Source organism: Gallibacterium anatis DSM 16844 = F 149 (genome assembly GCF_000379785.1).
GTDB lineage: Bacteria > Pseudomonadota > Gammaproteobacteria > Enterobacterales > Pasteurellaceae > Gallibacterium > Gallibacterium anatis.
On record NZ_KB903667.1, the window covers coordinates 48,577 to 71,045 of the forward strand.

7 protein-coding genes are annotated in these 22,469 nt (G+C 43.3%); all 7 read left to right on the forward strand.

The window, feature by feature from the left end:
• Position 1 precedes the first annotated feature (1 nt).
• The 7 genes from selA to A3EO_RS0100305 all read left to right on the forward strand — a co-directional run bounded on the left by selA (position 2) and on the right by A3EO_RS0100305 (position 22,379).
• Positions 2–1,393 (forward strand): L-seryl-tRNA(Sec) selenium transferase, encoded by a 1,392-nt coding sequence (selA, locus tag A3EO_RS0100270; RefSeq protein ID WP_018345489.1) that lies wholly within the window; start codon positions 2–4, stop codon positions 1,391–1,393.
• Complete coding sequence (gene selB / locus A3EO_RS0100275; protein WP_018345490.1) at positions 1,390–3,228, forward strand: selenocysteine-specific translation elongation factor; 1,839 nt, start codon at positions 1,390–1,392, stop codon at positions 3,226–3,228. Before selA ends, selB begins: the two co-directional genes overlap by 4 nt.
• Before the next feature lie 96 nt (positions 3,229–3,324).
• Positions 3,325–4,581, forward strand: coding sequence for a TolC family protein (locus tag A3EO_RS0100280; protein ID WP_018345491.1), 1,257 nt, complete (start codon positions 3,325–3,327; stop codon positions 4,579–4,581).
• A gap of 15 nt (positions 4,582–4,596) precedes the next feature.
• Positions 4,597–6,777 (forward strand): type I secretion system permease/ATPase, encoded by a 2,181-nt coding sequence (locus A3EO_RS0100285; RefSeq protein WP_018345492.1) that lies wholly within the window; start codon positions 4,597–4,599, stop codon positions 6,775–6,777.
• Between the two features lie 9 nt (positions 6,778–6,786).
• Entirely contained in the window at positions 6,787–8,127 is a 1,341-nt protein-coding gene (locus tag A3EO_RS0100290; protein WP_018345493.1) for an HlyD family efflux transporter periplasmic adaptor subunit, read from the forward strand.
• A gap of 1,035 nt (positions 8,128–9,162) precedes the next feature.
• On the forward strand, positions 9,163–9,318 hold the full coding sequence (locus tag A3EO_RS13020) for an ESPR domain-containing protein (RefSeq protein ID WP_018345495.1): 156 nt from the start codon (positions 9,163–9,165) through the stop codon (positions 9,316–9,318).
• 224 nt (positions 9,319–9,542) lie between these two features.
• Positions 9,543–22,379: a YadA-like family protein gene (locus tag A3EO_RS0100305; protein ID WP_018345496.1), complete on the forward strand. Its 12,837-nt coding sequence runs from the start codon at positions 9,543–9,545 to the stop codon at positions 22,377–22,379.
• Positions 22,380–22,469: the final 90 nt, after the last annotated feature.

Below are 22,469 nucleotides of genomic sequence, written 5' to 3' on the forward strand. Positions count from 1 at the left end.
TATGTCAGGGCTTTACCGACAACTTCCCTCTATTGATCGTTTACTGAAAACCGAAAGCGGTACTCGCCTGTTGGAAAAATATGGTCATAGTGCAACGGTTGCGACAATGCGTCATTTTTTACAGCAGGCAAGAGCGTTCATCAAAACATCGGCGCAATTACCGCCGTTTTGTGCCGATGAACAGACCTTTTTGCAGCAGCTGGAGTCAGCGTTGCAACAACAACGACAGCTTGCAATTCAGCCGGTGCATAACTTAACCGGAACGGTGTTACACACCAATTTAGGCAGAGCCATTTGGGCGCAAGCGGCACAACAGGCAGCATTACAGGCGATGCAACAGAATGTGGCGTTGGAATTTGATTTGCAACAGGGTAAGCGTGGGCATCGAGACCAAGCAATCAGTGAGTTATTGGCGCATTTAACCGGTGCGGAAGCGGCGTGTATCGTCAATAATAACGCTGCCGCCGTGCTGTTGATGTTGGCAACCTTTGCCAAAGATCGTGAGGTGATTATCTCTCGTGGCGAGCTGATCGAAATTGGCGGTGCTTTCCGTATTCCCGATATTATGCAACAGGCAGGTTGTAAATTGGTGGAAGTTGGCACCACAAACCGCACACACTTGCGTGATTATGCCCAAGCAATTAATGAAAATACCGCGTTTTTGTTGAAAGTGCATAGCAGCAATTATCAGATTGTCGGCTTTACCAAAAGTGTCAGCGAAGAAGAGCTGGTGCAGTTGGGGCAAGAGAAAAATATTCCGGTAATTACCGATTTGGGAAGCGGTGCGTTGATAGATTTTCGTGATTATGGTTTGCCGCACGAACCGCAAGTGCAACAAAAAGTGGCGGCAGGTGTGGATTTAATTTCGTTTTCCGGTGATAAATTATTGGGTGGGCCACAGGCAGGTATTATTGTCGGCAAAAAAGCATTGATTGAGCAGTTACAACAGCATCCGTTAAAACGGGTTTTGCGTTGTGATAAGGTGATTTTAAGTGCGTTGGAAGCCACTTTGCGTTTATATCTTGAGCCGGAAAATTTGCCTAAATCATTGCCGACATTAAGTGCACTCAGTAAAACAACGGCAGAATTGCAACCACAGGCACAGCAACTGTTGCAAGCGTTACAGACCAAGCTCGGAGATCGTTTCGATTTAATGATAGAGGCGTGCGATGCTCAAATCGGCAGTGGTGCACAACCAATGACGAAAATTGCTTCTTTAGCAGTAACTTTGCAGGCAAAATCGGCGAAAAGTGAAGATCTGTATCAATTAATCACAATGTTGAAAACCTTATCCCAACCTATTATCGGTCGGGTGGAAAATAATAAATTATGGCTGGATTTACGCAGTGTGGCGCAAATAGAAACATTATTAACAACGGTGAATGAATTATGATTATAGTCACAGCGGGACACGTTGATCACGGCAAAACCGCTTTATTGCAGGCGTTGACAGGCACGAATGCGGATCGCCTTCCGGAAGAGAAAAAGCGCGGAATGACGATTGACCTTGGGTATGCCTATTTGCCGGTTGGCGATCGTATTTTAGGTTTTATCGATGTGCCGGGGCACGAAAAATTTCTCTCCAATATGTTGGCAGGATTAGGCGGTGTTGATTATGCAATGTTAATGGTGGCGGCGGATGAGGGCATTAAGCCGCAAACCGTTGAGCATTTAACGTTGTTGCATTTATTACAGTTTAAGCAAATTATTATCGTGATTACCAAAGCGGATCGTGCCGATTCGACACAAATCGCGCAATTATTGCAGCAAATTCGCCAACAATTCCCATTTTTAGCGCAAAGTCCGGCATTTATCACCTCTGCCTATTCCGGTCAGGGCATTGATGAGTTAAAGCAGTATTTATTAAAACTGGAAAATTTGCGTGAACAAAATAAACCGTTCCGTTATGCGATTGACCGCGTATTTACATTAAAAGGCGCAGGTTTGGTGGTAACAGGTACGGTGTTTGGCGGCAAAGTTTCCGTAGGAGATGAAATTTATCTGTCCTCGACACAACAGACGGTTCGAGTGAAAACCATTCACGCTCAGAATCAAGATGCACCGAGCGGCATTGCCGGGCAGCGTGTGGCGTTAAATCTTGCTACTGATTTGAGTAAAGCGGAAATTGAACGCGGCGATTGGCTCACCGGTTTGGCAACAATGCCAGCCAGTGATCGCATCACGGTTAAACTCAACCCGAATCAAACGTTAAATGACAGCCAAGCAGTGCATATTTATTATGCGGCGAATCACACCATCGGTAAAATGAATCGATTAATCAGCGGCAACAATGAGCTGGTTGAAGTGATAATGGACAAACCGTTGTTGATGGCGGTTGGGGATAAATTAATTTTACGCAGTGCCGATGATCAACAGACATTAGCCGGTGCAACTGTGTTGGAGATTAACTCACCGAAACGGCACAAACGCACAGCGGAACGTTTGAGTTATTTGCAAGCATTATTACAGTGTGCGAACAGCGTTGAACGGATTAAATGTTATCTGCAAAATCAGGCATTGGCGACAGCGCAGCTGCAATGGATGGAGCAGCTGACAACAGAACAGCTGCAACATTTACAACAGCAACAACATCTGCTTTTATATCGTGATTGGGTGTTTTCATTGCATTACCAACAGCAACAGCAGCAAACGTTGTTACAACATTTGGCACAGTTTCACCAACAGCATCAGGATCAACAGGGTGTCAGCAAAGCTCGTTTATGGCGAATGAGTGCATTACATCAGCCGATGGCATTAATTTTCCATTTTATTGATCAACTGACAGCGCAGCAGCAAATGTTGCAAGCTAACGGTTGGTTGCATTTGCCGGAACATCAGATCAATTTCACTGCTGAGGAGCAGCAGTTATGGCAAGCGGTGGAGGCGGAATTTGCAAAAACAGCGCAGCCGATTTGGGTGCGTGATATGGCAACAGCCTTAGCGTTGGATGAGCAAGAGATGCGCCGCTTTATGTATAAAGCGGGAAAAATGGGGTTATTAATTCCGATTGTGAAGGATCGTTTTTTCCGCCAACAACAGATTCAGCGTTTTGCGCAATGGTTAAAAGTTTATCTTAAACATCATCAGCAAATTTCAGTGAATGAGTTTCGTGATCAGCTTGGCTTCGGGCGAAAATTATCGGTGCAGTTAATCGAATATTTTGATCGTTCGGGCTTTTTGCGGCGAAAAGGAAATTATCATTTATTAAGAGATGAAGATGCTTTTTAATAAGATAAATGTAAAGAATAGTTAACAATAGGTACAAATTACACATCATTTGTTCTATAATTACGCGATTTTTAAATCGGTTAAGGAAAATAGTTTATGACACGAAATTATTTCACCTATTCCATTCTCGTTTTGGGATTATGTTTATCCGGCGTCAGCTATGCAGCGAATAGCCAAAATACAGAATTGAAACAAATTTTATCTCGTGCCTTTGCAAAAGATCCGGAGTTATTGGAAGCCAAAGCCAATACGATGATTGCGCACAGCCAAACTGAACAAGCGATTTCCGGACATTATCCGACCATCTCGGTGTTCGGGCGGCAATCATTGGAAGATTATTCTCGTTATAATACCAATGACCGTAACAACAAATTCACGCCCGGTGCGCAGGCGAATTTGAATCTTTATTCTTTCGGAGCGGTTGAAAAAAAGGTCGCCTATTCCGAAGCCAATGAAGCCTCTTTTCGTTATAAATATGATGAAACCAAAGAGAATATTGCTTACAAAATTACGGAACTCTATTTAATGGCGATCCGCAGTAAAGATGCGATTGCGGCACAGCAACGCGGTTTGGCACGTTTACGCAGTATTATCGGTGAAATTGAAGCAATTGCGGATAATGATGAAGGTCGCCGTTCCGAATTAGTGCAGGCGGAAGCGCGTATGTTTGCGGTGGAACAGCAACAAAATACCTCTGAGCGTGAATTACAGGATGCATTAAGCCAATTACAACGTTATTCCGGTAAAGCGGTAAAAGCCAACGGTTTGGCAGATCCGTTTAAAGGGATGACTGCAGCGCAACTGAAAAAACGCTATTCGCAAAATCAATATTTACACCCGTCCTACCAAACTGCACAGGCAAAAATTACCAGTGCACACGCCGGTGTCGAAGCTGAACGTGCGAGCCGTTATCCGAAATTGGATTTAGTCGGACAAGCAACCAAAGAGGATCGTCAGGTTTATCTCAATGTTTCTTGGGATATGTTCAACCGTGCTTCTTCATACAGCGTACAGGAAAAAGCACAAACTTTGGAAGCGGAAAAAAGCCGTTTGGAACAGACCAAATTGGATTTAGAAGAGAAAACCAGAACCGCATTAATCAACTTGGAAGAGTACCGCCGTCAAATCGGTACCTTATCAAAACAGGTTAATTCACTTTATGAAGTTACCAACTTCTATAAATTACAATTCCAAATTGCAAAACGTTCATTATTGGATTTATTGAATGCGGAAAATGAGCTGTTAAGTGCTGAATTAAGCCGAGTTTCCACAGAATATCAATTACGTCATTCCGTTTTGGATTACCTTTATTCACAAGGGATGACCACCAAATGGGCTACTGATCTTAAATAGAAAATAAAAACAGTTATGAAGTTAATTATTGAAAATGTTGCATTGGCAACACAAATTTTAGGGTCGCCACTTTCTGTGGCGACACTTGCTTCTCACACCATTCGCCGCAACGGCAATAATCTTGATTTCTCATCATTATGCGAATATCTGCGTAGCGAAGGTTTTGAGAACAGTTTATCGCACCGCTCGCTGAATGAAATTCCCTCTTTGGCGGTGCCGGTGATTTTAATTTTACAAAATGAAGAAGCGGCGGTAGTTACTGCAATTGATGTCAACGAAGAGGGTAAACGCCTTTACACCGTTACCCACACGGATGGCTTAAAACAGCAGATTGCCGAAGCGGATTTGGCAGCGAAATATCTTGGTTATTGCTGGTTTATTAAGCCGAAAGTGGAGAAAGATATTCGCTCCGAATTGCCGGAATATTCGTTGCCGAAGAGCTGGTTTTTCCGCATTATTTGGCGTTTCAAAAAATATTATTATCAGGTGATTGCGGCGACATTTATTATCAATTTCCTCGCCTTAATCAGTTCACTCTATGTAATGAATGTGTATGACCGGGTAATTCCTAATCAGGCATATGAAACCTTATGGGTGTTGAGTATCGGCGTAATTTTGGCAATCAGTTTTGAGTTTGCCGCCAAAATGATACGTGGACATTTAACAGATGTGGCAGGTAAAAAAGCCGATCTAATTATTAGTGCGATGTTGTTTCGGCGAGTAATGGCATTGAAGTTGCAGAATCGTCCGGTTTCTTCCGGTTCTTATGCTAATAACTTACGTGATTTTGAGTCGGTGCGTGAATTTTTAACTAGTGCCAGTTTGCTGACTTTGGTTGATTTACCATTCTTATTGCTGTTTGTTACTGTAATTTGGATTGTCGCTGGCAAATTGGCATTGGTACCGGCGATTATTATTCCTTTGGTGATTGTTATCGGTATTTTGGCACAGGCCCCACTTTCCCGTGCCATTAATGAATCAATGCGTGAATCTTCACAACGTCAAGGGTTGGTGGTGGAAGCAATAGAGGGGATTGAAACTATTAAAAATAACAATGCAATGTCGTGGGCGCAGAAGCGTTGGGATTTTTATACCGCAAAAAGTTCTTTTTCCTCAATTAAAGTAAAAGATACCAGTAATTTTGTGGTCAATTTAATCACCGCTTTGCAACAGTTAAACACTGTAATTCTAGTAATTTTCGGTACTTATTTGATTCATAGTGAAGATCCGAGCAGCCGTATCACAATGGGGGCATTGATAGCTTCTGTCATTCTTTCTGGGCGAGCATTAGCACCGTTGGGACAAATTGCTGGATTAGCAACGCGTTTCCAACAGGCGTGGTTGGCATTAAAAGGGGTGGAAGGTATTGTTTCCAAACCGATTGATAAACCGGCGGATCGTGAATATGTCAGTTTGAAGCAGGTTTCCGGCCATTTGCAATTTAATCACGTCTCTTTTAAATATCAGGAAGACAGCCAACCGGCATTGCAAGATTTTAACCTAATTGTACGTCCGGGTGAGAAAGTAGGGGTATTGGGTAAAATTGGCAGTGGAAAATCTACAGCGTTGAAATTAGGTGTTGGTTTGTATGATCCGAGCAAAGGGAACATCACGTTGGACGGCATCAACCTCAAACAGCTTGACCCTTACTATTTGCGCAATCAGGTGCTGTTATTGGAACAAAATCCACGTTTATTCTTAGGCACATTGCGTGAAAACTTGGATATCGGTCGAATGGACTCCTTCCCGAGCGATCAAACCCTATTAGTAGCGTTGCAACGTTTCGGCTTGTTAGGCTTAGTGCAAAACCATCCGCGAGGATTGGATATGTATCTTGGGGAAAATGGTTTAGGGCTATCCGGTGGGCAAAAACAGGCAGTGGCATTGGCTCGTATGACGTTAAAAGATCCGAAAGTAGTGTTGTTGGATGAACCTACTACTGGGTTGGATCAATTCCACGAACAACAGGCTTTGGTAGGTTTGTCACAATGGGTACAAAATCGTACGTTAGTGGTAGTTACACATCGTCCGCAAGTGTTGCAGTTGGTTGACCGTGTGATTGTGGTGGATAACGGCAAAGTGGTGATGGATGGGCCGAAAGATGCCGTATTGAAACGTTTGGCGCAGCCGCAACAACAGGAAGCTGAAGCCACTGTAAAAATCGAGCATCGTGGCAATGACACAGAAAATAAATAGGTTTGAGTAATGAGCGATAAAAATAACGAAAACAAAAAGGATAACGGACAAAGCGGCGAGCACAAAAAGCAGTCCGCTAACCAAGCAACGCCGCCGAGTACCGAAGTCAAAAAAGCTGAACAGTCGCAAATGCCGGCAGAAAAGGTCAACAGCAAGGATTTACGCCTGTTAAATGACCTCAATGCCGCCTTGCAGGTGGAAAAACACACAGGTTCATTTGCAATGATTTGGTTGTTGGGCGCATTTTTAGTGGTGTTCCTCATCTGGTCTTATTTCAGCAAAATTGAAGAAGTAACTCGTGGACAAGGCACAATTATTCCCAACAGCCGTGAACAGATTATCCAAAGTTTAGATCCCGGCATTTTGGATAAAATGATGGTGCGTGAAGGGGATTTGGTGGAAAAAGGGCAGGTGTTATTAAAACTGGACGACACCAGAAGTTCCGCTATTTTGCGTGAAACACAAGCGAAAGTGGATAACTTGGAAGCGATCACCACCCGTTTGAAAGCTGAAATTTCAGGGCAAACACCGGTTTTTCCGGAAAAAATTCCGCAAGAGATTAAAGATCGTGAAATGGAAGTCTATAAAGCGAAGAAACAGGCACTGGAAGAAGCAGTGAAAACCTTGCGTGACAGTAAAGCCTATCTTGATTCCGAAATTGCCTTGACAGAGCCAATGGTGGCGAAAGGAGCGGTTTCGCAAGTGGAATTGTTGCGAATGAAACGCTCCGCAAATGATATGGCGTTGCAGATTTCCGAACGTGAACATAAATATATCACTGATGCCGGTAATGAATTGGTGCGAGTGCAGGGCGATCTTGATCAAGCGAAAGAAAACCTCGCCGCACGTGCCGATCCGGTGGAACGCTCTTTAATTCGTGCACCATTAAAAGGGATTGTGAAAAATATCCGGATTAACACCATCGGTGGTGTCATTTCCGCCGGACAGGATATTATGGAAATCGTGCCGGTGGAGGATAATCTGTTGGTGGAAGCCTATATTAACCCGAAAGATGTGGCTTATATTCGCCCGGGAATGAAAGCGGTGGTGAAATTAACCGCTTATGATTATGCGATTTACGGCGGCTTGGACGGCATTGTGACCTTATTAAGTCCGAGTACTTTGCAGGATAAACGTCAACCGAGCGATTTAAATCTGAACCCGAACAACTCGTTCTATCGTGTGTTGGTAAAAACCAACGGCAGCCATTTAACCGATAAAAACGGCCACGAATTACCGGTATTACCGGGGATGATTGCGACTGTGGATATTAAAACCGGTGAGAAAACGGTATTCCAATACTTAATCAAACCGATTACACGTATGAAGCAGGCGTTACAGGAAAGGTAATGTTAGTTTGAGATGAGGGGGGAAGCGCGGTTTTACCGCGCTTTTTTTGTTATTTGGTTTTAGGTTTCGATCTAAAGGCGACTTACTTTTACTGCGGCTGCGCCTTGCATTGATGCTTTGGTTTCTCTCAAGGGGCGATTTCATTTTTCTGTGGTAAGTTTGGGTTTCGCCCAAAGGGTAACCCCATTTTACTGCGGCGAGTTTAGGTTTCGCCTAAAGGCGACCTACTTTCTTACTTGTGTAAGAAAGTAGGCAAAGAACACACCCCCTGACAACTTGCTGTTCTTCATTTCGCGGAGTGGCAGACGGAGAATTTTTAAACTCGCCCCCATTTTAACTGCCACTGCGTGGCAAAATGGGGACTCAAACACGAAAAATTCTCCTAGCCACTTCGCCGCTCATTCAGGCAAGTTGTAAAGGGGGATTTGGGGATTTTATCTTGTTCAGTGAAAATTTTTAATCGTGAAATCGTGTCTTTAATTTATTTCCAATCACAAATTTCGATAAAAGCACTAATGGGTTCCCTTTAACGCTTGCCCGAATGCAGGGAAGATTTTCAGGCAAAAAAAGTGTTAATTTTTCGAGCTTGCTCGAAAAATCTGTTTTTTTGCCGCCCGGAAAATCTGACCGGAATGAGGAAAAGCAAGCGTTCAGGGTGCCCTTTCTTTTCCCCCATTTTCTTTGGGCAAGCAAAGAAAATGGGGTCGCCCTTTGGGCGAAACCAAAGTATCAATGCAAGGCGCAGCCGCAGTAAAAGTAAGTCACCTTTACATCGAAACCAAACCAAATTTCAACGCCACTCCAAAAAAAACACTCCAAAATAAAATATTGTTACTCTAAAAAATAAAATTTTAGCTTAAATCATTAAAAAATTATGAATAGAAAGTTATTTTTATATTTACCTAAACTTAGGTAAAGGCTAAAATCTTGCAGATTTATTTTCGTGTCTATAACGTGAACTTACAATTCAATCGAAACAAGCTTTTTGTGCGGTAGGCTTTTTTTAGCAACAAATCATAATGTTGAGGGTAATTTATGAACCATATTTTTAGAGTCATTTTTGATCACATCAAAGGTGTTTTTATTGCTGTGTCAGAATTAACGCCGGGAAAACGTAAACAAAAATCTGAAAAATTAGCTGAAAGTCAATTAGTGTCAAATGCCATCGAGGGGGGGGGGGGTATAAGCTAAAATCCTTTGCACTCTCTTTCCTTTCTTTTTCCATTTTCTTATCTATTGGTCTATTTGATGTCAGCAAAAATGCCGAGGCTTATTATATAAACACAGATTATGGGAATATTGTTCCAACTGCTCAAGGTTGTGGACGATATTTACATATGGTTGCACTAAATATTAAAGAGAATGAGGCTGATAATATAAACTGTGTCTCTCTACATGGAGTTGCTATAGGTTATATGTCACAAGTTAACAGTGCGAATGCCGGAGTTGCAATCGGTTATCAAGCACTTGCTGTAGGCGGACCAAATTCAGTAGCAGTTGGTGCTCAAGCTACTGCTAATGGTGAGCAAGCGACAGCATTCGGTAGTTTTGCAAAGGCAAAGAGACAAGCCACTGCTTTAGGTAACGATGTTTTAGCTTATGGTAACAGCTCAATTGCTATCGGTAATGATGATATTGTTGATGCAAGATACCAAGATAAATTACCTATAGATACTATCCGGAATATTTTTGGTGCTTTATATGGATCGGATGGTTTTTATTCTCAACAAACCTTTGATAATAAATACATTAGTAATGGTTCGGATATGCGAATCTATTCCCCAACCTATGCCGCTAAATTAGGGGCGATTGCGATTGGTTCACGTGCGATTGCCGGTGGTGAGGTTTCGACCTCAGTGGGCTCACTTTCTTTTGCCTTAGCCGATCGTTCTACTGCAATGGGTATTCGTACCTTCGTTGCGCAAGATGCGGTGGGAGGTACAGCAATTGGTGAGCAATCACGTGTTTTTGCACCTAACTCTATCGCAATGGGTAACTATACGGAATCCGCTGCCCAAGGTTCTTTCTCTTATGGTTATAACGCTAAAGCGATTGGTCAGGGGGCGTTGGCGTTTGGTTATGACTCTGCAGCCGGCGCAAAAATTAATGGTGAACAATATATCAAGTTGCTAGGTTTTACCCGAGGTTTACACGCATTGGATCTGTTTAAGGCAGATGGCTCTATTGATGACGAGAAAGTAAAACAATTCTATGCCGGCGTGGATACCTTAATTAAAGGGGGTGATGTTAACGGTACGCAATTTGGCGGTGTGGCACAAATGTTTACCGATGAAACGCTGTTTGAGAAAGACAAATCAAAAGAATATTTAAATATCGGTGGTAAATCAATTTATAAAACGTCCACTTCTACCAGCACTTTTAACAGTTCCGATGCCGCTGAAAACTCTTTTGCAATGGGGCGTTATGCCTTTGCCTTGCGTTCTAATGCGATGGCATTCGGCTACTCAACAATTGCCGATGCACAATCTAGCTTGGCTATTGGTTCATTTGCACATACGGATTACACTGCGGATAATTCTATTGCTTTCGGTGTAAATACCTATGCTGCGGGTAGAAATAACTTCGTTGCCGGTTACTCTTCTCGCTCTTATGCCAATGACTCTATGGCGTTAGGGGTAGGTTCTTATATTGGACAAAGATCCGCAAACTCTACTGCTATCGGTAAAGTGGCAAAAGTGAAAGAGGACACAACCAATGGAATGGCGATTGGTAACTATTCTGAAGCCAGTATCAATAACTCTGTCGCTCTAGGGGTAAATTCCAAAACAGACTATAAACCTGGTGATTTAGATCAACCTGGTTGGGTTGCCAAAGGTGCCATTGCGATTCCGACATCAGCGGCAACTGGCTTGATTTCTGTGGGGGCAATTAATAATGAACGCCGTATTACTAACGTAGCTTCTGGTTATGCGGATACAGATGCTGCCAACGTGGCACAACTTCGCACTATTGATGAAAAATTTGATAACCGCATTGATAGCTTAGAAAATGGCGGTGGGGTGCAATATCAATCCATTGATAAATCTAATACAGCGGGTGAAGCGGCCAAGTTAGGACGTACCCTCAACGAGGTTAAAGATTATCAACAATATATCATTTTAGAAAAACAATGGATTGGCTTTAAAGCACGTGAAATCCTAAACGGTGAGCAAGTTAATGAGGCTAGCCTACAAGCGATGAAAGATAAGGCGGACAAACTCAATGAGGGTGGTCGTTTTGATAGCTTAAGTTCAGAGCTTAAAGCGCTAGAACAAAGTTTATTAGCAGAAGCCAAAGGAATTGATAAAGCTAAATATGATGATTATGTGAGTAGATTGACAACGGCGTTTGACAGTGATTCTACGCGCTTACCAAATAATCTCACTGCAGAGCAAATTGCTAACTTGAAAAAAGGCACCAACTACGATAATGATGGTGCGCAAGGGGCAGACAGCATTGCCTTTGGTTGGAAAGCAAAAACCAATGCAAGCGGTAAAAATGCCATTGCCTTGGGCGTAGAAGCAGGCGGTGAAAATGGTGTTTCCGGTGAAGATGGTATTGCAATCGGCACGAAATCAAAAGTGAGTGGCAATGCTTCCATTGCGATGGGTAAAGATAACAATGTTTCCGGCAATAACTCAATTGCAGTCGGTACAGCGTTAAGCATTGCCGGTAATAATGCCGGTGCGTTCGGTGATCCAAGCACCATCAATTATGACAACTCTTACTCTGTCGGTAATAACAACACCATCGGCACAGCGACAACAACTGAAACCGAAAAAGGCAGCTTTGTGGTCGGTAATAATGTTGAAGTCAGTGCAGATAATGTGTTCGTTTTGGGCAGCGGTGAAAGTAGCGATAATAAATTAAAAGCCAGCCAAGCCAATTCAGTTTATCTTGGTGCGCAAAGCAATGTCGTCACAACAGGCAGTGCTGGTGCGACAGATAAATACGAAGAAGCGACTATCGGTGGGCAAACATTTGGTAAGTTTGCCGGGTCAACTCCGGTTGGCGTTGTCACTGTTGGCAATGACAATCAAACGCGTCGTGTTCAAGGTGTGGCGGCAGGGTTGATTGCAGAAAACTCAACGGATGCCATCAATGGTTCACAATTGTTTGCTACCAATACTAACCTCACCAATTTGGCAGAAAAAATCGGTCTTAACGGCAAACCTATTAATGGTGTTGATGGCGCCAGCGGTGCTGACGGTAAAACTGTCGCTGGTCAAGACGGTACAGCCGGTGCAGAAGGTGCTCAAGGTGTACCAGGTGCTGACGGGACAGATGGTTTACAAGGACCAGCCGGTCGTGATGGTTTAAACGACACGACTTTAGTGAATAAAGTGCAATCATTGCGTGATGGCGTAGCAGGGACAGTGGTGTATACCGATACCAACGGTAAACGCGTGTTAGCTGAAAATGGCAAATACTATTCTGCTGATATTGTGAGCGGTAAAGTAAAAGCCAACAACGGCTTGTGGTACGACGCTAGCAAAGTCAATCCTGACGGCACCTTAAAAGATGCCAATGATACCAGCGGTAAAACATTAGCAGAATTAGGCACGGCTATTGGTAGCGATAAAGTGATGCTTTCTGCGGTGAATCCGGACGGTAAAACCGCAACACCGGTTACATTGGCAAATATCGCGAGTGTATTGAATATTCCGGTGGCAACACAGGTGACCTCAGTTGAGCAAGCTAAAGGCTTTATCGGCACACCGGCTGTAGACGGCAAAGCAGCAAGCGGTCTTTATGCTTTAAGTGGCGCGAACTTAAATCGAGCCGTTACCGCCGCTGATTTGCAAGCTTTAGGTTTAGCAGGGATTACCTTCACAGCAAATAGTGGTATAGATGTGAATACGGCTATTGGTGGCACATTCAAAATCTTGGGCGATGGCTTAGGCGAAAATGGTGCGAATAAGTACATTCAAACGCAAACAGCGACAGGTGGCGTTAATATCCAACTTGTCGATGCGTTAAAAACTAAATTGGATAATTTACCGGAGGATGTGAATAGCAGTTTAGCCGGCAAAGCGAATGTTGCCTTGGACAATATCACTAATGACGGACGCAAAGTGATTGCCGATACGATTGTGGTGCAAGAGGATGCGAGCAAGGAATCGAGTGCTTTAAGCGTGACCTCTACTTCGGACAGCTCCGGCAAGAAAACCGTTAATATCGCTTTGGACAATGACAAGATCAAAGAAATTGCCGGTACCGATCAACTTGAGCAAAACTATGCGAAAGCAGATGCCAGCAATATTACGAGCGAAAACGGCAATCAACAGAAATGGCGTAATGCCTTGGGGGCAATGACATTTAGCGGTGATGCCGGTGAGCAACAGGCTAAAAAATTAGGTGAAGCCCTTAAAGTCTACGGTGGTAAAACTGAAGCGAGTGATTTGAGCAGCAATAATATCGGTGTGACTGCCGGTAGTGAAGGTTTATTGGTTCAATTAGCCAAAAATTTAACCGGATTGACCTCAGCACAATTTACCGATAACGGCACTACCACCACGATTAACGGCAGTGGTGTGACAATTCAACCTAGCACCTCAGGTAGCACTGTCAGATTGACGCAAAATGGCTTGGATAATGGTGGTCAACGTATTCAAAATGTAGCAGATGCCACAGAAAACGGCGATGCTGTGAACAAAGGTCAAGTGGAATCGATGGTGAGCACAGCGACGACCACTATTACTAAAGATTTGACTGACAAAGGCTTTAAAGTAGCAGGAGATCAAGGCAGCGAGCAAACCATTAAGCTAGGTACAACCCTTAATGTGAAAGGCGCTGAGAGTGGTAAACGTATCACGACAACGGCTGGCACAGATGGGCTAAGCATTGATTTAAGCCAAGATGTGAAAGACAAATTGGATAAAATCCCTGATGAAGGATTGGTATCTGCTAATCAATCATTGAAATTAACGGCTAAAGATAATACTGCGACTGATCCGCAATCCTTTGATCAACAAGGTGGGCTTAATTTCACCGTCAGTGGTGATGGCTCTATTGATACCGTAGCGAGTGGTTCTACCGTAACGGTTAAAGTGGCTGAAAAAGGCATTACGACAACGCATCTTGCTGATAAAGCAGTGACTACGGCTAAGTTGGCTGATAATGCAGTCACTACGGCACAAATCCTCAATGGCACTATTCTCGAAGAGGATTTGGCAGAAACCTTAAAACAAAAAATTAATGCCGGTGGTGAGTTATCGGATAACACTATTAAATTAACGACCAACAATAGTGCGACTGATACACAAGCCCTTTCAAAAGCAGAAATTGCGTTTGGCATTAATGGTGATGGCACCGATATTAAAACAGATGCCAGTGGCAATACAGTAACTATTAGTTTAAATAAAGCAACTTCAGTTACTAATGATGCTACCGAAGGCAAAAAAGCAGTGTCATCCAGTGCTGTTTATGAGGCAGTGAAAGGTGCTAAAACCAAAGTCGCAATTGCTGATGACTCAAGTAAATTATTAAGCATAAGCAAAACAGAAAATGATGATTTAAGTGCCAATAGTTACACCCTTTCTTTAAACAAAGAGGGAGTTGCCAACAGCTTGGCAGGTGATTTTGCTAAAGTGGATGCCAGCAATTTAAATGAAGGTAATGTGACTGCTTGGAAAGAGAAATTAGGCATAGATGATCTCGCTTCCAGTGTTTCCGGTATTACCTTCAAAGGTGCGGCAAGCGGTTCAACCGATGCAGTGGTCGGCTTAAACAAAACATTGGATGTCAGTGGTACTGATATTGAAGCGAAAACGGCCGCAGCAAGTGATGGAACCAATGCCAAACTTGAACTCTCTTTATCACAAGCAGTGAAAGAGAAATTAAACCAAATTGACACCACTAAAGGCGTAGCGACTGCTGATCAAACCATTGAATTGACCGCAGATAACAGCACCAAAACAGGTACACAGCGTCTAGATAAAGACGGCGGTATTAGTTTTGCTATTGGCGGTGAAGGTGCAATTGAAACCAATGCAAGCAATGGCAAAGTCACTGTTAAAGTGAAAAACAGCGGTATTACAGAAGCGATGTTGGCAAATAATGCTGTAACAACAGACAAAATCAAAGATGCGTCTGTGACCGGAGCGAAGATTGCGGAAGGCACGATTGCGAAATCGAAATTAGATCAAGCTGTTAGCAAAGAAATTAGTGACGCTACGGCATTGTTGGATAATACCATTACCTTGAGCGGTAATAGTGGCTCAACCACTGCAAAACGCCTTGATTCTCCAACGATTGCGTTTAATATCAAAGGAGCGGATAGCGGCGATATTACTACTACAGCGTCTGCTAGCGATGTTACTTTGACATTAAACAAAGCCACTGCTATTACCAACACCGGTAATGACGCTAATCGTGTGGTCACTTCAAGTGCAGTTTACTCTGCTTTAGCAGCGGCGAAACCGGCGGTTGTAAAAGGGGAAGCCGCACAAGGGGATACCAACTTACTTGATATTGTCGGCACTAAGTCTGACGGTATTAATGGTGACACCTTTAAACTTTCGCTTTCTAAGAAAAACTTAGTGACTGCGTTGCAGGATGATTTTGTCAGTGCAGTCAATGGCGCAGGGATTGCTGTGTTTGACGGTAAGACTACACCAAACAAAAAAGCAGTTAATTTAGGTGAAGGTATCCAACTTTTAGGTGACGGTTATGTGAATGCCGCCTTTGATACTAACGAGTATGCTTATACAGAGGATGGTAAACAGCATAAAGCCCCTATCTTAAAATTTGGCGTGAGTGAGCAAGTTAAGACTGCAATTGATAAACTTAATAACGGCGAAGCATTGTCCGGCGTAACCTTTAACTATAAAGCCAATGGTGATGGTTCTGATGGAAAAGTAGGTTCGGTCAATGGCGAAACCGGCTTTGACTTCCGCGGTGACGGCTCACCTACCTCAACCAATAAAAATATCTTGATTTCTGTGGAACCGACTAAGCAAGAAAAAGCCGGTGTTATTGATTTCTCTTTAGCCGAAGATTTGCGTGATGTTAAATCTATCGGTAGCGGTTCAAAAGATGCGAGCGGCACTGAGGCACGTTTAAGCTTTAATAGTAAAAACGGCGATACCGCTGCCAACATTACGGCTAGCAATGTGAAATTAACCGGTTTAGCCGATGGTGATATTAGCAAAACTTCCAGTGATGCGATTACCGGTAAACAAATCTTTAGTATCGTCGGTACTAATAATAGCGAACACGGCACTATTGCTGATCGTTTAAATGATTTAGAAAGCGGTTTAAGAGGTACTGTAGTTTATACCTATAAAGACGGTAATAAATTAGTGAAAGTGACCAATGCAACCGGTGCAAGTGAGTTCTACAAAGAGACAGATGTTGCCGGCAAACATTACTACAATGGTCAATGGTATGAGGCGACAGCGTGGAATGATGCTGAGGGTAAACCGACAGAAAATGCTACGGCAACCACTGTTAACGGTGTTACCACCGACAATATTCTGCTTTCATTGGTAAGTGCAAAAGATGGCGCAACCACCACACCAATTACTTTAGCTAACCTAGAAAGTGTGTTTGGCAAACTGAGTGGCACGGATGAAGAGAAAACTCGTGATGCGCAAACCAAAGTAGCTGCTTTATTGAAAGGGGATGAATATCGCTTAGATCGTGCGGCAACTGTGGCGGATATTCAAGTGTTGGCACAAGCCGGCTTAAGTTTCAGTGGCAATGATACAAATGATCCGATTCATAAAGCATTGGGACAAAGTTTGTCTATTCAAGGAAAATCGGATGCAAGTTACAACAAAACTGATTATTCCTCTGACAATTTAGTGACACATAATGATAACGGCACGCTTCGTATCGCAATGAAAACTAAACCAACTTTCCAAGGTTTAAGTTTACAAAACGGTACAGATCCAGCGATTAATTTAACACCGGGCAAAACGAATGATGGTTCATCAACTTTATTAGCGCTATCTGATGCGAATAATAAAGATGTTGAAATTAAAGGTGTAGCAGCCGGTACTGATCCGAATTCTGCCGTGAATAAAGCCCAATTGGATGTGGTGGCTAACGCGGTGGGGCTTAATGGCGAAAACGGTATTAATGGCGTAGATGGTGCTAATGGTCCATCTGGTCAAGACGGTTTAAACGGTCAAAGCCTAGCCAACAAAGTACAAGCTTTGCGTGACGGTTTGGCTGGTACTGTGGTGTATACCGATGCCAAAGGAGTTCGGGTAATGTCTGAAGATGGTAAATATTACTATCCAGAGACCTTAACCAAAGATATGAAGAAAGCTAATGACGGCTTATGGTATGCTGCTAGTAATGTGAAAGCTGATGGTACAGTGACAGAAGCGGGTAAAAATAGCGGTAAAAAACTTTCCGAATTGGACGGTGCGGATAGTCACAAACTTGATGCAAGTGATGTTATTCTTTCAGCGGTTAATGCAACTGGCAATACCACCACACCGATTAGCGTGTCTAATCTCGCTAGTGTATTGGGTGCTATTCCAACAACAGCCACAACGTCTGAGGCAAAATTTAGCGATGCTAAAGCTAAAGTGGGCGCTTTATTAGCTGCTGATAAAGATAAAGAACCTGAGCAACAAACTAAAGTAGATTTAGATCGCGCTGCTACAGCAGCTGATCTTCAAGTATTGGCACAAGCCGGTCTTGCTTTCCAAGGCAATGATGAGGCGGTAGTTAATCGTGCTTTATCACAAACCTTAAGTATTAAAGGTGAGGGCGTTACAAAAGATAATTACGCTGCTTTCCAAAGTGCTTCAGGCAATATTGTGGTGGGTAAAGATACTAGCGAAGGCACTTTGGTAGTGAAATTAGCTAAAGACCTTAATAATATCCACTCGATTGGCGCGGGTGCTATGACCAATGCAGATGCTGCGCGTATCACCTTTACCGATAAATCAGGTACGATGACGGCACCTGAGATTTCTGTGAATAATGCCAAACTTAAACAAGTGGCAGATGGTGAAATCAGCGCAAGTAGCCAAGAGGCAATTAACGGTCGTCAATTAAATACCTCGGTTTCCTCTGTGGCGACAGTATTGGGTGAAGGCTTTAGCAATAAAGACGGCTCAATAAGTTATACAGGCGAAAAAGGTATCGGTGGTACTGGTCAAAACACAGTGGCAGGCGCGATTTCTGCCTTAAATACAAGTGTTAGCAACACAGGTATTACCTTTAAAGCCGAAGGTCCTGCTAATGCACAAACCACCACCAAAACCTTGGGTCAAACGCTTGAATTTGTGACCGAAGATAGCGCGACAGATACCAGCTTCAAAGGGGAAAATATTGCCACTGCGATAAAAGATGGCAAGGTAAATATTGCGCTGAAACAAGCCAGTGCACAGGATGTAAAAGATGGCAAAGGTGGTCTTGTTACTTCTGATGTGCTTAAAGAATATGTCACTGATCAAGTGGGTACCGGTCAATTGGCTTATAAAGCCAGTGGTGAAGATCCAACTAAACACGTGGCTTTAAATACCGGATTGACATTTGCTGCGAGTGATACCAATGGTAGCGGAACGACTAATTTAACGGCGAGCACGGCAGACAATGGTGTTGTGAATTACAAACTTAATGATGTCTTAACAGGCATTACCTCTATCTCTGGTGAAGGGGGCAATGACTTAGCGGCTAAATTAAGCTTTATTAAAGGTGTGGCGCAATCAGGCGATACGCCTGCACAAGCGCCACAAATTTCTGTCAACAATGCCAAAATCACCAATGTGGCTAATGGTGTTGATGATAGCGATGCAGTTAATATGAGTCAGTTATCTGCGGTGAAAAAATCTATTACGGATTTGCAAACCGCCAGCAACAGTGCTTCTATTGCGTATAAAGTTACCGATAGTAAAGGGGTAAGTAGCGATGGTGGTAAGACACCGTTGACTACCGGCTTTAACTTTACCAGCCTCTCTGACAATATCGAGATTAGCAAAGGGGCGGATAATGGTGGTCAAATTAAGTTTAATCTTAAAGATCAGTTGACCGGTATAAGTTCTATCCAGGGACCGAAAACCTCAAGCACACCATTGTTGATCACATTGGGCGAAGGTATCCTAACCTTAAGTGGTAGCGGTACTAAAAATGGCGCACAAATCAAGGGTGTGCTTAAAGGTGTGGATGACACGGATGCTGTGAATATGGCTCAACTTAAAACGATGGCAACAACAGTAGGCGCTAAAGTGGGTTCAGATGGTGAAATCACGGCGCCGACATTTGATACCGCTGTCAAAGGTAGTGGCACTAATAATACAGCACCAGAAAGCTTGAAAGATGCGGTAGATGATTTAATCACTGCCAATAATAAAGGGCTTACCTTTAGTGATGGTAAAAACCCTACGACGAAGTATTTTGGAGATACTTTGGTGGCGAAATCCGCTGATTTGAGCGATACCGCTTACAAAGGCAAAAATCTCAAAACAGAGGTGAAAGACGGTAATTTATTGCTTGCAATGAAAGACAAGCCAGAATTTGCAGCATTGGCTTTAAAAGCAGGCAATAATGCGCCGACTATTAACCTCACTCCGAATACGGATGCCAATAAACCCGCAATTAGCTTATCTTCGGGTACTGACGGTAATTCAAAAGATGTCGTTCTCAATGGTATTGCCGCCGGTACTGCTGATAATTCTGCAGTCAATCTTGCACAATTGAACAATTTGAGAAATCTTATTGGTGTGGGTAAAGACGGTAGCAACGGTGTTAATGGTGTCGATGGTAAAAATGGTACGCCCGCTATTGGTCAGCAAGGGGTTCCAGGCAAAGATGGTCAAAGCCTTGTGGGACCAGCAGGTCAAGACGGCTTAAATGGCACCACTGTCATCAACAAAGTACAAGCCTTGCGTGATGGGGTAGCCGGCACTATGGTGTATACCGACACAGCAGGTAATCGTTTGATTGCCGAAAACGGCACTTTCTACAAAACAGACTTGGTAGATAATTATGCCAAAGCCAATGATGGCTTATGGTATGCCAAAGACAAAGTTAAGGCTGACGGTTCTGTCGCGACAGATGTTGCTGGTCAAGGTAAATCCTTAAAAGAGCTTGCTACGTTAGCCGGCAATGAGGATTTGATTGCGAAATCCGATGAGGTGATTCTTTCTGCGGTCAATGCCGATGGTCGAACTACGAAACCAATTACGATTGCCAACTTAAAAGACAATCTTGTGGTTGCTGAGGTAACTCCTGAAGAGCAAGCAAATGCTGAAAACTTAGCCAAAGCTGCCAATGGCGGTAAAGACTTGACTGATGAGCAAAAAGCGGCTGTCGCCAAGGCTTTAAAAGATCAAAAAGTGAATGCCACTGTTGCTAGTCTATTAGCCAATACCAATACCAATGCCAATGAGCTTAGCCGTGCTGTAACCTTGCGTGACTTACAAACTGTGGCGCAAGCCGGTTTAAGCTTTGCCGGTAATGACAGCAACAATCCAATTCATCAAGCGTTAGGCACAACCTTGTTGATTCAAGGTAAATCTGGTGCGACCTATAGTGAGGCTGTTTATTCAGCGGATAATTTAATTACGCGCAATGATAAAGGCACACTTCGCATAGAAATGAAGAAAACTCCGACCTTTGATGGCATTATCTTGGATGGTAAAGGTCAAGACGGTAAAGATGGCAAAGACGGTTATATTGGCGTCGATGCTGAGGGTAATGTTGTCGTGAAAAATGGTGTGGATGGTCTTGCCGGTAAAGATGGTAAAGACGGTGTTGATGGTGCTTCAAAAGTCCTCACTGAGGGTAGCGTCAATGCTTCTGCACAATTGACCTACAAAGCCGAAGGTCAAGGTTACACCGATAAAGACGGTCAAAAGGTTGATAAACCAACCGTTTCACTTGCCGATGGTCTTAACTTTAAAGGGGATAGCAATATCAAAACTGCGGTCAATGCCAACGGTGAAGTTGATATCACCTTAAATAAAGACTTAACCGTAGATTCTATCGGTGGTGGTGAAGGTAAAGGTAAATTGTCTTTTGAAGCGAACAATACGATTAATGCCAATAATTCACGTATTACCGGTATTGCGGATGGCAAAAACCGAGGTGATGCGGTGAATAAAGGTCAAATGGATGACGCAATTGGTGCAGTGAATACCAATATCAACAACATTAAAAATGAGGTTGTGAATAAAGGTATGAACTTTGCGACCAGCAATGATGACGGCAAGACTAAGTCGACACAAACAGCAAAATTGGGTGATACCGTAGTGGTGAAAGCCGGCGCGAATGTTGATGTTTCTGAAGTGAATAAAGAGGCTGAAGGAACATTCAGTTATACCATTAGCGTCAAAGGTATCCCAATGACCTATGTTGATGCGGACGGTAAACCGTTGGTTCAAGTCGGTGATGATTTCTATCATTTGCAGGAAAACGGTGCAGTTAACTTTGCTTCTACCGCAACACCGGCAGGCGTTAAAGTGGTGAAAGATACTACTAAACTTAATGACAAAGCGGTTGCTAACGATCAGTTAAGTACGGTTGATGTTGCCAACGGTGAGATCAAAAATGGTTCACAACAGGCGGTAACCGGCGGTCAAGTGGCAGATCTTTTAGGTGTGACAGTTGATAAAGACGGTAAAGTCAAGGATGGTAAAAGCGGTGAAAACGGCATCGGCGGCACCGGTAAGAATACGGTAAGTGAAGCCATTTCCGAAACAGTGAAGATTGCTAAATCCGGTAATACAGAGGTGAAAGCAGGCAAGAATGTGATTGTAACTAAAGGCACAGGCACAAACGGCACAACTGCTTACACCGTAAGTATGGATACCAGCAATTTGGAAGTGGAAAAATTGATCTTGGGTAAAGGCGACAATAAGACCACTATCTCGGTTGTTAACCAATCGCAATATCAAGGCAGTGAAAAAGCGATTGATGTTGGCGGTACACGTATTACCAATGTTAAAGACGGTATTGATCCGACCGATGCGGTTAATGTTGGTCAAATGAATAAATTGGCGAATGCGACCAGCAAAGCGATTAACAATGTTAATCGTCGTGTTGACCACTTAACCCAAGAATCAAGAGCCGGCATTGCCGGAGCGATGGCGACAGCCGGATTGCAACAAGCGACTGAACGTGGACGTACAACGGTTTCTGTCGGTTCAGCGGTGTTCAAAGGTGAAAGTGCGGTGGCGTTAGGGCTTTCCAAACTTTCCGACAGCGGTAAAGTCGGCATTCGTATTTCCGGTATGACCACCAGTAACGGTGACACCGGCGGTTCGGTCAGTGTTGGTTATACTTGGTAATTTTTGCCACAGCCATAAATAAAAACAGAAGAAGTGCATTGCGCAATGCACTTCTTTTTTTGCCTATAAAACAGTGAGTTAAGTGAAATT

What these genes read in the sequence shown, in the direction of transcription:
- selA (WP_018345489.1), top strand. Translation starts at nt 2, where the DNA reads ATGTCAGGGCTTTACCGACAACTTCCCTCTATTGATCGTTTACTGAAA.
- A3EO_RS0100280 (WP_018345491.1), top strand. Translation starts at nt 3,325, where the DNA reads ATGACACGAAATTATTTCACCTATTCCATTCTCGTTTTGGGATTATGT.
- A3EO_RS0100305 (WP_018345496.1), top strand. Translation starts at nt 9,543, where the DNA reads ATGTCACAAGTTAACAGTGCGAATGCCGGAGTTGCAATCGGTTATCAA.
- A3EO_RS13020 (WP_018345495.1), top strand. Translation starts at nt 9,163, where the DNA reads ATGAACCATATTTTTAGAGTCATTTTTGATCACATCAAAGGTGTTTTT.
- A3EO_RS0100285 (WP_018345492.1), top strand. Translation starts at nt 4,597, where the DNA reads ATGAAGTTAATTATTGAAAATGTTGCATTGGCAACACAAATTTTAGGG.
- A3EO_RS0100290 (WP_018345493.1), top strand. Translation starts at nt 6,787, where the DNA reads ATGAGCGATAAAAATAACGAAAACAAAAAGGATAACGGACAAAGCGGC.
- selB (WP_018345490.1), top strand. Translation starts at nt 1,390, where the DNA reads ATGATTATAGTCACAGCGGGACACGTTGATCACGGCAAAACCGCTTTA.